The organism is Specibacter cremeus (assembly GCF_003946885.1).
GTDB lineage: Bacteria > Actinomycetota > Actinomycetes > Actinomycetales > Micrococcaceae > Specibacter > Specibacter cremeus.
This window is the reverse complement of the sequence record NZ_RWKQ01000031.1, coordinates 1-12,839: the sequence shown is the minus strand read 5'-3', so window position 1 is coordinate 12,839 and position 12,839 is coordinate 1. Positions and strand designations below refer to the sequence as shown.

Annotated in this window: 11 protein-coding genes; 6 read left to right on the top strand and 5 right to left on the bottom strand. The window is 69.7% G+C overall.

Annotation, left to right across the window (positions count from 1 at the left end; translation table 11 throughout):
- Nucleotides 1-54: 54 nt before the first annotated feature.
- On the bottom strand, nt 55-2,034 hold the full coding sequence (locus tag EJC77_RS12755) for an APC family permease (RefSeq protein ID WP_125613188.1): 1,980 nt from the start codon (nt 2,032-2,034) through the stop codon (nt 55-57).
- A 271-nt stretch (nt 2,035-2,305) separates the two neighbouring features.
- Between EJC77_RS12755 and speB the strand changes: the two genes are divergently transcribed.
- The 4 genes from speB (at nt 2,306) to EJC77_RS12730 (ending at nt 6,622) form a co-directional block, all read left to right on the top strand.
- Nucleotides 2,306-3,397 (top strand): agmatinase, encoded by a 1,092-nt coding sequence (gene speB, locus EJC77_RS12750; RefSeq protein WP_125613186.1) that lies wholly within the window; start codon nt 2,306-2,308, stop codon nt 3,395-3,397.
- A gap of 44 nt (nt 3,398-3,441) precedes the next feature.
- Complete coding sequence (locus tag EJC77_RS21120; RefSeq protein ID WP_276309076.1) at nt 3,442-5,352, top strand: thiamine pyrophosphate-binding protein; 1,911 nt, start codon at nt 3,442-3,444, stop codon at nt 5,350-5,352.
- A gap of 95 nt (nt 5,353-5,447) precedes the next feature.
- Nucleotides 5,448-5,777 carry a hypothetical protein gene (locus tag EJC77_RS12735; RefSeq protein WP_205787245.1) on the top strand — a complete coding sequence of 110 codons (330 nt, stop codon included), beginning with the start codon at nt 5,448-5,450 and terminating at the stop codon, nt 5,775-5,777.
- A 65-nt stretch (nt 5,778-5,842) separates the two neighbouring features.
- Nucleotides 5,843-6,622: a type II toxin-antitoxin system Phd/YefM family antitoxin gene (locus EJC77_RS12730; protein ID WP_164520408.1), complete on the top strand. Its 780-nt coding sequence runs from the start codon at nt 5,843-5,845 to the stop codon at nt 6,620-6,622.
- A 43-nt stretch (nt 6,623-6,665) separates the two neighbouring features.
- Here EJC77_RS12730 and EJC77_RS12725 read toward each other — a convergent pair whose 3' ends face one another.
- The 4 genes from EJC77_RS12725 to EJC77_RS12705 form a co-directional block, all read right to left on the bottom strand.
- Nucleotides 6,666-7,100 carry a hypothetical protein gene (locus EJC77_RS12725; RefSeq protein WP_125613182.1) on the bottom strand — a complete coding sequence of 145 codons (435 nt, stop codon included), beginning with the start codon at nt 7,098-7,100 and terminating at the stop codon, nt 6,666-6,668.
- The gene (locus tag EJC77_RS12720; RefSeq protein WP_125613180.1) at nt 7,097-7,465 is read right to left on the bottom strand and encodes a hypothetical protein; all 369 of its coding nucleotides are present in this window, start codon (nt 7,463-7,465) and stop codon (nt 7,097-7,099) included. Before EJC77_RS12720 ends, EJC77_RS12725 begins: the two co-directional genes overlap by 4 nt.
- Nucleotides 7,466-7,698: 233 nt before the next feature.
- Nucleotides 7,699-7,914, bottom strand: a complete 216-nt coding sequence (locus EJC77_RS12715) for a hypothetical protein (protein ID WP_125613178.1) — start codon at nt 7,912-7,914, stop codon at nt 7,699-7,701.
- A 322-nt stretch (nt 7,915-8,236) separates the two neighbouring features.
- Nucleotides 8,237-9,379 (bottom strand): alanine racemase, encoded by a 1,143-nt coding sequence (locus tag EJC77_RS12705; protein ID WP_240630215.1) that lies wholly within the window; start codon nt 9,377-9,379, stop codon nt 8,237-8,239.
- 108 nt (nt 9,380-9,487) lie between these two features.
- Between EJC77_RS12705 and EJC77_RS12700 the strand changes: the two genes are divergently transcribed.
- Nucleotides 9,488-11,455 (top strand): DUF5107 domain-containing protein, encoded by a 1,968-nt coding sequence (locus tag EJC77_RS12700; RefSeq protein ID WP_205787243.1) that lies wholly within the window; start codon nt 9,488-9,490, stop codon nt 11,453-11,455.
- Nucleotides 11,456-11,655: 200 nt separating this feature from the next.
- Nucleotides 11,656-12,615: an asparaginase gene (locus EJC77_RS12695; RefSeq protein ID WP_125613174.1), complete on the top strand. Its 960-nt coding sequence runs from the start codon at nt 11,656-11,658 to the stop codon at nt 12,613-12,615.
- Nucleotides 12,616-12,839: the final 224 nt, after the last annotated feature.

Genomic DNA, 12,839 nt, shown 5'->3' with positions numbered 1-12,839 from the left:
GGGCAACATGCACAGCGTTGGGGGACATAGCGTGCGCAGAACGGTCCGACGGACTTACCCCACGTGCACCCAGGGCCGTTGGGTCAGCTCCGGCTCGGCCTCGCGCAACACCTCGCGCGTCACCGGGGCGATCTCGCCCTCGCCGAGGAACAGGAACTTCGCCATGTTCAGCAGCGGGTTGCCCTCGGTCCAGCGGAAGTAGATGTGCGGGATCAGCCCGGTCACGTCGCGCACGTGCAGCAGCACGGCGGCCGTGGCGTTGGGCACGTTCGAGGCGTGCAACTGCAGGATGCGGTAGCCGTGCCGTTGCACGCCCGTCACCTCCAGCGCCGTCTCGAAATCCGAGGAGTCGTCGATGATGACCTCCATGAACATGACCTTGCCGCGGTCGCCGAGCCGGTTGTCGATGCCGGCCTGTTCCAGTTTGCGCCGGTAGGCGCCGGCGTCGTCGTGCTTCGGGTCGTGGGCGATGATGCGCAGGGTCTCGGTGTCGGCGGCCGCGACGTACTCGGCGGCGGCGTCGTCGAGCCGGACATAGGTGGCGCGCAGTTCGAACGCGCGGCGTATCCGGGACAGGAAGCTGACCACGATGATGCCCATGATGAACAGTGCGGCGATCTTCAGCCCGTCGGGGCGTTCGATCGAGTTGGCCACGGTCGTGTAGATGAAGGCCAGGGACACGATGGCGAACCCGATTATCTTGCCGCGCTCGCCCTTGCGCTTCGCGGACAGGGTCACGGCGACGGCGGCGGACGTGATGAGCACCAGCACACCGGTGGCGTAGGCGCCGCCTTGGGCGTTGACGTCGGCCTTGAACACGAGCGTGATGATGATGGCGATGACGGTGAACACGAGCACCAGCGGGCGCACCGCGGCCGCCCAGCTCGGGGCCATGCCGAACCGGGGCAGGTAGCGGGGGACCAGGTTCAACAGCCCGGCCATGGCGGAGGCGCCGGCAAACCACAGGATGGCGATGGTGCTGATGTCGTACACGGTGCCGAAGCCCTCGCCGAGCAGGGCGTGCGCCAGGTAGGCCAGGGCGCGGCCGTCGGCCTTGCCGCCGGACTGGAACTCGGCGGCCGGGATGAGGATGATCGTGGCCAGCGACGACGTGATCAGGAACGCGCTCATGATGAGCGCCGCCGTCGTCAGCAGCTTGTGCGCGCCGGCGATGCGTCCGGCCGGGTTGGCGTCCGTGTCGCCGGGTCTGCCCTTGATCTGCGGCATGACGGCCACACCCGTCTCGAAGCCGGACAGGCCCAAGGCCAGGCGCGGGAAGACCAGCAGGGCGATGGCGACGATCATGATCGGGTTGCCGTGCGAGGTGGTCAGCGCCGTCCACCAGTCGTTCACCTGCAGGGGTGCGCCGATCGCATGCGCCAGCGCCGTGCCGACGACCACCACGTTCAGGCCCAGGTACACGGCGACCAGGACCACGGCGATGCCGATGGCCTCCTTGAACCCGCGCAGGAACACGGCCGCCAGCAGCGCGATGAACACGAGCGTGATGCCGATGTTCTGCCCGTGCAGGAAGGCGGGCGCAAACGGGTTCTCGATCACGTGCGCGGACGCGTCGGCGGCCGAGAGGGTGATGGTGATCATGAAGTCCGTGGCCGCGAACCCCAGCAGCGCCAGCACGAACAACTTGCCCCACCAGCGGGGGAGCAGCCGCTCGAGCATGGCGATGGAGCCCGCGCCGCGGTGGCTTTCCCGCGCGACCCGCTTGTACACGGGCAGCGCGCCGGCCAGCGTGACGATGACCAGCACAACCGTGGCCAGCGGGGCCAGCACGCCGGCGGCCAGTGCCGCGATGGCCGGCTGGTAGCCGAGCGTGGAGAAATAGTCCAGGCCGGTCAGGCACATGACACGCCACCAGGTGTGCGGCTTGTGATTGGGGTCGGGGCTGCCGTGCGGGCCCTGACGCTTGCCGGAACTTTCCGGGATGCCTTCAAGCAGCCATCGACGGAACGCGACCCGGCCGGTCGGCTGGGAGCGGGCCCCGGGTTCTGCTGGCGCATTCGACAGGGACGTCACTTCCAACACCTTTCACAGCGGTCACCGCGCACGTCGGGACCATTCCCGTGCGGCTCATGGAGACTAGCACCCGCACACGAGGAAAGGGCAGGGTCTTGACGGAATCTTTACGCCCGTTCCGGCGTGGTGTGACATGGCTCTCGGGCCGGGGTGTCCGGCGCGCCCGAAAGGTGATTCGAGGAAAACATTTGGTTTCCATTAGGAAACAATGGTTGTACGATGGTGGCACCACCGATTGTGACGCACGTCAACTCCCGAAAAGAGGACATCCATGGAAGAGCTGCGCATTGAGGCCAACGGCAACCTGGGCCCGATCGACTCGGCCCGCATCCCGCGCTATGCCGGCGCCGCGACCTACGCTCGCCTCCCGCGACTGGACCAAGTGGCGAAAGCCGATGTCGCCGTCGTCGGCGTCCCCTTCGACTCCGGCGTCTCCTTCCGCCCCGGCGCCCGCTTCGGCGCCAACCACGTCCGCGAGGCCTCGCGCCTGCTGCGCCCCTACAACCCGGCGTGGGACGTCTCCCCGTTCGAGACCATCCAGGTGGCCGACGCCGGCGACATGGCCGTGAACCCGTTCAACATCAACGAGGCCATCGAGACGATCCAGCAAAACGCGCTGGACCTGACCGCCGGCGGGGCGAAGCTGCTGACCCTCGGCGGCGACCACACGATCGCGCTGCCGCTGCTGCGCGCCGCGGCCGAGCGGGCCGGCGGGCCCGTCGCCATGCTGCACTTCGACGCCCACCTGGACACGTGGGACACCTACTTCGGCGCCGCATACACGCACGGCACCCCGTTCCGGCGGGCCGTGGAGGAAGGGCTGCTGGACACCGAGGCCATCAGCCACGTCGGCACCCGCGGGCCGCTGTACGGCAAGAAGGACCTCGACGACGACCACCGCTTCGGCTTCGGCATCGTCACCAGCGCCGACGTCTACTACCAGGGCGTTTTGGAGACCGTGGCCAGGATCCGCGAGCGCATCGGCAACCGCCCGCTGTACATCTCCGTCGACATCGACGTGCTCGACCCCGCGCACGCCCCCGGCACCGGCACGCCCGAGGCCGGCGGCCTGACCAGCCGCGAACTGTTGGAGATCATCCGCGGCTTCCGTGGCATGAACCTGGTCGGCGCCGACATCGTCGAGGTCGCCCCCGCCTACGACCACGCCGAAATCACCGGCGTCGCCGCCAGCCACGTCGGCTACGAGCTCGTCACGCTGCTGGCGGACAACGCCGTGCCGGGCGACCGCTTCGGCGCGCCGAACGGGTACGCGGCCCAGGCGCTCGACGCCGAACCCGCCCGGGTGCCCGCCGGCTTCGCGCGCTCGCACAAGAACGACGCCGGTACCCGGGCGGGTGCCTAATGGCGGCCTCCGTCGAGCCTGCGGCGCCGAGGAGCGGGACCCCGGTGGTCGAGCTTGCCGAGGCCCAGACCCAGCCGGTGGGGGAGCGGCTGGGGAGCGAGACCCACGGGAGCGAATCCGGTGATGTCGACAAGCTCAATGACTTCGACAAGCTCAATCACCGCGAGACGCAGCGCAACGGCGGCGACCTCGTCGTGGAGACGTTGGCCGCGCTGGGCGCCAAGACGGCGTTCGGCATCCCCGGCCAGCACGCCCTGGGCCTGTTCGACGCGCTGGGCCGCTCGCCGCTGCACTTCGTGTCCTCCCGGGTGGAGAACAACTCGGCGTTCGCGGCCGACGGGTATTCCCGGGCCACCGGCGAGGTCGGCGTGCTGTTCCTGTCCACCGGGCCCGGCGCGCTGACGGCACTGGCCGGGTTGCAGGAGGCGTACGCCACGGGTGTGCCCATGATCGTGGTGGCCAGCCAGATCCCGCTCGAGGGCCTGGGCGCCCGGCGCAAGGGCATGCTGCACCAGCTGGACGACCAGAAGGCGTCGGCGGCCAACGTGACGAAGAGCCAGCGGCTCATCCAGCACGCCTCCGGCATACCGTCCGCCATCCAGGACGCGTGGACGGAGGCCGTGTCCTCCCCGCAGGGGCCCGTGTGGATCGAGATCCCGCAAAACGTGCTGCTCGACCCGATCATGGTCCCCCGGGTGGAGGACGCGTTGGCCGAACCGTTCGACAACCCGCCCCGCGTGGAGCTGGTCCGCGAGGCCGTGAAGTGGCTGTCCGCCGCCGAGCGTCCGGCGATCGTGGCCGGGGGCGGCGTGCGTCGCGGCCGGGCCCAGGCGCCGCTGCTCTCGATCGCCGAGAAGCTGGGCGCGCCCGTCGTGTGCACGCCCGGCGGCAACGGCGCGTTCCCGTGGAACCATGAGCTCTCGTTGCAGTCGTGGGTGGAAGACCGCCATGTCACGGACGTCTTGGAAGACGCCGACGTCCTGGTGGTCATTGGCTCCTCGCTGGGCGAAGTGAGCAGCAACTACTTCACCATGGAACCCCGTGGCCGCATCATCCAGATCGACGCCGAACCGCGCGTCCTGGAATCCAACCGGCCGGCGCTGGGCATCCGCGCCGACGCCGGCCAGGCGCTGCGGGCGCTCGACGAGGCGCTGGGCGTCGCGCTGTCGGCCGACGACTCCGCGGCGATGGGTGCCCCGCCCGTCCCCAGCCACTCCCCGGCTTCGCAAGCTCAGCCGGGGACCCCTGTGGCTGTGGCCCCATCGCGGGCGCCCGAAGCCGCTCCCGGGCACCCATCGCCGCTCCGTCGTCGGGCGAACTGGCACGGGCACACGCCGCAGCAGGTCGTCGCGGACACGCTGGCGAAGGTGCAGGCGCGGCTGGACGGGCAGGACCTGGCGCTGGAGCGGAGGTTCATGGCGGACATCCGCGCGGCCGTGCCGGACGCCATGCAGACGTTCTGGGACATGACCATCTCGGCCTACTGGGGCTGGAGCTGCTGGGACGCCCGCGGCGGCGAGTTCCACTCGGCGCAGGGCGCCGGCGGGCTCGGGTACGGGTTCCCGGCCGCCATCGGCGGGGCGTTGGGCCTGCAGGGTGCGGGCAAGCCCGCCCGCGTGCTGGCCGTGTCCGGCGACGGGTCCTCCATGTACTCGATCGCCGAGCTTGCCACGGCGCGCCAGCACAATGCACCCGTCACCTGGCTGATCGTGGACGACGGCGGCTACGGGATCCTGCGCGAATACATGGTCGGCGCCTTCGGCAAGGCCACGCACACCGAATTGGCGCGGCCGGACTTCGTGAAACTGGCGGAGTCGTTCGGCGTCCCGGCACGCCGGGTCGCCCCGGACCAGGTGGGGGAGGCCCTGCGTGAGGGTTTCGCCGCGGACGGGCCCAACGTCGTCGTGGTGGACGTGCTGCTGAAGATGTTCGCCCCGACGCACCTGGACGTGTAGCCCGGGAGTCGTTTCGTGGGAGAATGCCTGCGGGTGCGGGCGTCCTGCACCCGCAGGTCTTGATCACCCGATGCGTTTGGCGGGAGAATTCTGGCATGCAGGCCGCAGAACGCTTCGAGGACCTCGTCGATGAATTCATCGCCGTCCCGGGCGTGACCCCGCCGGGCGCCGGTACGGGTTTCGGCAAGTCGGCGCTGCGCATCAACGGCCGGATCTTCGCCATGCTCGTCCGGGACCGGCTGGTCGTGAAGTTGCCAGCCGCACGGGTCGACGCCATGATCGGCAGCGGTGACGGCGAGCGCTTCGACGCCAACAAGGGCACGCCCATGCGGGAATGGCTGTCGTTGTCCGGCGACTCGGGCGCCTCGTGGCGCGAGTTGGTGGCGGAGGCGCTGGAGTTCGTGCGCGGATCCCGGATCCTGTGAATGGGCTGCGGGGGCACCCCCGTGGCGCTATAATGTCACGTACTTGTCAGACAAGGAATCCCATCATGCCGACGATCAGTGTTCGTGACTTGCAGCGGAACGCCAAGGACATCTTCGATGCAATGGAGCAAAATGGTGCTCCCTTGGTCATCACCCGGCGTGGGCTGCCCGTCGCCGCATTGGTCGCCATCGACCCGGACGAGGCCGAGGCCTACCTGCTGGCCTCCGCCCCGGAACTGGTTGAGAACCGGAGGCGCGCGGAGAATGCGGTTGCGGAGGGCCGGACCACGTCGCTGACCGAGGCGCTTCTGGAGTTCGGTGGCGAAGCGGACCGAGAACCCGAGCAGGAGCCGGACCAGGTTTCGGAAATCGCGGGGACCTGGATGGAGCTCACACAACTGATGGGTTCCAGCCTCGTTGACGAGGTTGAGAGCCGGGCAGGCCGTTACACAAAGAGCGTCACGCAGCAGGCACTGCAGGCCGCGGGCCTGGCGGAGGACCCCGACGACGAACTCTACGGGCAGAGGCTCGATCACCTCCAGGCGCTGAACGAGCGCCTGTTCCTGTTGAGATTCCGCGACGAAATCCTCAGGGTCACACAGGAACGGCTGGCCGCCATCAGCGGGGGGACGGTCGCGTTATTCGAGAGCATCGCCGGTGATGAGGGCGGTCTTGTGGGCCGTCGGCAAACCACGAACGCACTCGACGTGGTGGAAAAAAGTGTCGCAAAGCTGTACCGGAGAATTATTCGCGACAGCGGGCAATTCGACGATCCGGAAGTTTCCTTCAAGCTCATCGAGTCCGGGCTGCAGGTGGGCATCGCCTCCGTCCTGCTCCCGGATTAGCCGGCCGGGCCGCCTCCTGGCCTCGACCGGCAACCGGATCGGGCTACCGGTTGGGATCCAGGTGCCGTGCCATGGTGGCGTCGTCCGCGGTTTCCTGCGCCGCCAGATTGGCGATGCCCATGCGCACTACGGCCACCAAGACGGCGGTCGCGGCGGCCATGACCACGGCAAAGCCATACCGGTAATCACCGGGCGGCCAGGTTGGCAGCATGCCGAGAATGCTTGCGGTCACCCCCACCCCAAGCCAGGCAAATGTCTCGGTCCTCAGTGCCTTCCGAATCCGGTGTCCGATGCGTGTGGGGAACGCCGAGAGCAGGGAGAGCGGCACCAGCAATGTCGCGAACAGCACCGTCATCGTGGCAAAGAAGGGCGTGACCTCGTTTATGGTCGGATGGGTCGTGTTCACGTCGGGGATCAAGACGAAGGAAACCGCCCCGGCCGCCAGGGGGATCGCGTAGTGCGCGATGAAGGTCTTCATGCGGGACCGGCCAACGTCCACGGCTGGCTGCCCTGCCGGACGAATTCCGCGTGCTGCGCCCCGGTGAGGATGCGCATCACGGTCAAAGTGCCAAGACCTTGGCCGCTGTCCCACAGGTCCGGATTCCCCTTGTCCCATTGGCATACGGCCACCCGTTCGCCGAGCGGGAAGCTGATCCACGAGCCGTCCGGTCCCCGCGGCCAACCCATCCGGGATGCACTGTAGTAGAAGTCATTCGTCAGCCTGTCAAGCAGTCGCAGGTATTCCTTGCGAACGGCTCGCTGCCGCAGATCCTCAGTCCACAGCTGCGAGACCCGGCCGTCCGGATCGCGTGAGACCAGCTCCACATTGAATGTCCTGCCCATGGCCCAACCATCCTGCGCGGGATAACCAGTGTTGCACTTAGACAGACAGTATCGGATGGTGCGTTACAGCTGTCCGGCATCCTTGGCGGTTGGGCGGGCGGCCGGATGGTGGGGCTAGGAGGTGAGGAACGACGCGATCCGCGCGGCACCGACGCCGCGATGAAGTCGGCCGCCGGGTGCATCAGCGGCATGCGGCGAAGCGTGTCTTTGCGTGATGTCAGTGGCCGTGGCACTCAGCGCCGATGGAGGTGCCGGTGGTGGCGCACGGGAATGGCCCGGTGCTGGTGCCTGTGCCGCTGCATGATGGCCAGCCCGACGACGATGGCGGCCAGGACCACGATCACCAGGAACACGAGCACGCCCTCCGGCCCGCCACTGCCGATCACGACGGTGTCGTTGCACACCGGCACGTGAACCGCGCACGACAGCGGCAAAAACTGGACGTTCATGATTCCAGCAAACCACTCCGGCCCGTCCCTGACCAGCGTTTGAACACGTTCAAAACTTGTGGTTCGCCACAATGCGCGGGATCGCCCTCGAGGCGGGCGTCTCGCTGGGCAGCGCCTACTATTACTTCTCGTCCAAGGATGAGCCGGTGCTGGAGTTGTACCGCGAATTCGTCGGCGAGCAGCGGGCGCGGGCCTCCAAGGCCATGGCCAACGAGTCTGGTTTGTCGGACCGCCTCCGCGCTGCCGCCGTCGCCCGCGGCGTTCCTGCTTGGCTGGGCCGTCACGTTCGTGCTGGTCACGGCCGGCGCCGGCGTGTCGCGGTTCACGCGTCGGCGATGGAGCCGCGGTGGAAGTCCGTATGCCAGACGTCCGCCACGTGGTCACGGGTGTCCGTGACAAGGTATTCGGGCCAGCGGTCGAACGCGGAGCAGGGATGCGAAATCCCCAGCTCCACGATGTCTGTCACGCCAAGTCCTTGCGCTTCGAGTAGAACCGCGTGGTGGTCGAAGAGCGTGTGCACGGTCGCCCGGGCGCCGGCCTTCGCGGCGCCGTCCGCGGTGCAGGCGGAGAGCAACGTGGGCAGTCCGGCGTCGTACGGCAGGTCGCGCTTTCCGGCGCCCACGACAACCAGGCCGTCTTCGGGAGCCGACACCACCACGGCCCGGACCGTCAACGCCGGGATGAGCCCGGGGATGGGGGTGACGCCTGCGTAGGTGCCGTGGTCATGGGTTGCATAGCAGCCGGAGCGCAGCAAGCGAATGGTTCCGGGTACCTCGGCGTCCGTCGGAAGGAACTCGACCACGCGGTCGGGGAATGCCGAGCCGCCCATGGAAAAGATCTTGCCGTCCGTTTCGATGAGGTCCGCCACCTCCACGAAAATGTCGTGCACCAGCTTGCAGTGGCCGTCCACCGCCGCGAGATTGGCGACGTCGCGCGAGTTCGGCACCACGCCCTCATAGCCGGCCACACCCACCAACCGAAGCCCCGGCGCCGCCACAACCAGTTCCGCGAGCGCCCCGGCGGCAACGGCATCCCGCACGCCGGTCCGCCCGCCCGGGGTCCCGACGTCCAGCAATACCTGCAGCGGCCGGCCGTCGCCGCTGAATATATCGGCGGCGAGCGCAACGCCTGCAGCGGAGTCGGCGAAGATGCGGATGATGGCATTGGGATCCGCGTCGAGCCACGCCTTGATGCGGGTCAGGCCCAGCCGGTCCACCACCTGGTTGGCAACCAGGATGTCGCGGTGCCCCCACCCGAGCACGGTTTCCACCTGGTCAACCGTCGCCACGGTCACGCCCACGGCCCCTGCGGTCATTTGGCGCTCGATGACGGATGCCGACATGGTGGTCTTCACATGCGGGGCCAGCAGCACGTTCCGGTCCCGGCACCACGCGGCCATGGTCTCAATGTTGTGCTCGAGGGCTTCGAGGTTGAGTCGTAGCTGCGGGTAAGCCGATTTGTTCACCATTGCTCCATTTCGGCATCGTTTGGGCGGGCTTCCAGGCTGCCGGGGTTGGCCCGGATGCCAGCAAGTCTAACGGCGGGCCGGTGCTCGCAGTGGTTGGATTGCCTCATGACCAATGCCGCCGATTCCGGAACGCTCCCCGCCGCCACGATGACCGTCACCACCATCACCCTCGACGTCGCCGAGCTGGGCCCCGACTCGCCGCTGCCCTCGGTCCGGCCGCTGCTGGAGCCGCCCTACGAGGTGGGCGACGGCATCCCGGCGGAGATCGCGGCCGGCGCCCGGTGGGGCAAGGCCCCGAATATCTACCCCTACGCCCTGCAGGACGGCTACACGCGAGCGGTCGGCGCGACGGAACTGACCGCCGTCGTACTTGACAACACGTACCTGCGCGCGACGTTCCTGCCGCAGCTGGGCGGGCGGCTGTGGCGGCTGACCGACAAGAAAACCGGCAAGGAGTTGCTGCACACGGGCGACCGCATCCAGTTCGCGAACCTGGCGCTGCGCAACGCCTGGTTCGCCGGCGGCATCGAATTCAACATCGGCACCCGCGGGCACTCGCCCACCACCTGCTCGCCGCTGCACGCGGGCATCGTGCGCACGCCCGACGGCCAGGACGTGCTGCGGATGTGGGAATTCGACCGGTTGCGCGAGGTCGTGTTCCAGCTCGACGCCTGGCTGCCGGACGATTCGCCCGTGCTGTTCACCGCCGTGCGCGTCCGCAACCCGAACCGCCACACCGTGCCCATGTACTGGTGGACGAACGCGGCCGTCCCGCAGACGCCGGGAACCCGGGTGATCGCCCCGGCACAGGAGGCGTACGCCACCGACTACGACGGCTCGCTGGCCCGCGTGCGCCCCACGTCCGTCGCGGGTGTCGACGCCACCTGGCCGGCGCGCAACACCCGGGCCGCGGACTTCTTCTTCGACCTGGCCCCGGACCAGCGCCGCTGGGAGGTGGCCGCGGACGACGACGGCGATGGGCTTGCGTTGGTGTCCTCGCCGCGGCTGCGGGGCCGGAAGCTCTTCGTGTGGGGCGAGAGCGTCGGTGGACGCCGCTGGCAGGAATGGCTGCGCGGGGGGCCCGGCTCTCTTTATGCCGAGATCCAGTCCGGGCTGGCGCAGACGCAGTTCGAACACGTGCCGTTGCCGGCGGGGGAGTCGTGGCAGTGGGTGGAGGCATACGGGAATGCCTCCCTGGATCCGGCCCCCGCGCACGGTTCGTGGGAGGCGGCCGTGGCGCACGGTGCGGCGCGGATCGAGGAGCTCGTCAGCGAGGCGGCCGTGTCCGCGGCGCTGGATGCCGCCGCGCGCTGGGCGGATCTGGCCCCGTCGCAGCCGGTGCTGGCCGGGTCCGGCTGGGGTGCGCTGGAGGCCCGCCGCCGGGCCCGGGCGGGGCTGCCGTGGATCGACCAATCCGGGACGCCGTTCGCCGCGTCGACGCTGGGCCCGGAGCAGGCGCCCTGGGTCGACCTGCTGGCGGGGGGCTTCGGCTCCGGGGACCGCGCGTTCTCCGCGGGTTCGTACGTGCGCGGCGCCGACTGGTCAGCCTTGTTGGCCGACGTGGCCGGGGCGGATGCGCTGTACCACCGGGCCGTGCAGTCGCACGCGGACGCCGACCTCGGCCAGGCCGCGGGACTGTACCGCCGGGCGCTCGCGGCCGGTCCGGGCCCCGTCACGGGCGCGCTGGCCCACCGCGGCCTGGGCCTGGTGCTGCTGGCCACCGGCGAGACGGTGCCCGGGCTGGCCGAGCTGCGCCGTGCGTGCCAGGACGCGCCGACGAACCGGTGGCTGCTGGTCGAGGCGCTGGACCTGGCGATCGGGCACGGCGACCCGGCCGGGGCCCTCGCGCTCGCGGACGCGGCCCCCGAATCCCTGGCCGGCCTGGGCCGGGTGCGGTTCCTCGTGGCGCTGGCCCACGCCCGGGCCGGGGCCCCGGAGGTTGCGGCCCGGATGCTGCGCGACGGCGTCGAGGTGCCGGACCTGCGCGAAGGCGAGAACTCCATCACGGCACTGTGGCGGGAGGTCTGCCCGGACGAGGACGTGCCCGGGCACTACCAGTTCTCCATGCACTGACGCCGGCCTACCGTTCTGCGCAGTCTTGACCCCCTTACATTGCGCACCTCGGCCAATGGCGCAACTTACGGGGTGGTACGTTGCGCAGAACGGAGGCCGCCCGCCCGGGTTGACGCTTGCGGGGGTGCCGTGGGAAGGTCCAATGCGTGCACGGGCGCCCGTGCGAGCCACGCCGTACGCCTTAACGGAGAGGACCACCGATGCCCGACATCATCCCGGCGCACGCGCCACTGGCCGTGCAGATCCGCGGCGACCTGGTCGAGAGCGTGCACTACGGCTCCCTGGCCGCCCTCGACGCGGACGGCTCAACGCTCATCCGCCGCGGCGACCCCGACGCGTTGTTCTACCCGCGTTCCGCGCTCAAGCCGCTCATGGCCGTGGCCATGGTCCGCGCCGGCCTGCGCCTGCCGCCCGAGCAGCTGGCACTGGCCGCGTCCAGCCATTCCGGCGCCCCGGAGCACCTCGCCGGCACGCTCGCGATCCTGGTCGACGCCGGCCTCGACGCGTCGGCACTGCGGAACTCCACCGACCTGCCCTACGGCACCGAGGAGCGCCGGCAGTGGCTGGCCGACGGGCTTGGCCCCACCCAGCTGGCGCAGAACTGCTCGGGCAAGCACGCCGCCATGCTGGCCACGTGCATCGTCAACGGCTGGCCGGCCGAGTCCTACCTGGGTCGCGAGCACCCGCTGCCGCGCTTCATCCGCGAAGTGGTCAGCGAGCTCACCGACTGCCCGGTGGAGACGGTCAGCACGGACGGCTGCGGCACGGAGGTCTTCGCCGTCACCCTCACCGGCATGGCCCGGGCGTTCGGACGGCTCGCCACGGCGCCGGAGGGCACGGCGGAGTACGACGTCGCCGCCGCCATGCGCCTGCACCCCGGCATGGTCGGGGGGACGGGGCGGGATGTGACCGACCTGATGGCGGCGGTGCCCGGGCTGATCGCCAAGGACGGCTTCGAGGGCGTCCAGCTGGTTGCGCTCGCGGACGGCAGTGCCGTGGCGGTCAAGGTCTCCGACGGGGGTGATCGAGCCCGCCTGCCGGCCGCGGCACCCGCGCTGCTGGCGCTGGGAGTCGATCCCGCCGTCGTGCGTCAATTCAACGATCTCGACGTCATCGGCGGCGGGCACCCGGTGGGCGTGCTGCACGGTCTGCCACTGTAGAAACCAACGCCACCGGCCCGCTGGTCGAGCCTGTCGAGACCCGGTCCGCTGGTCGAGCGTGTCGAGGCCCGCTGGTCGAGCCCGGGGAGCGAGGCCCGGTCCCGGTGGATCGAGTGATCGATGGATCGGGGTGGGCGGGTGGCGGACCCGGATGTATCGATCAGTGGATCGGGGTCGGTGGCGTGTCGGGGGCCCGCGGGGGTCAGCAGCCCTCGCCGGCGGGG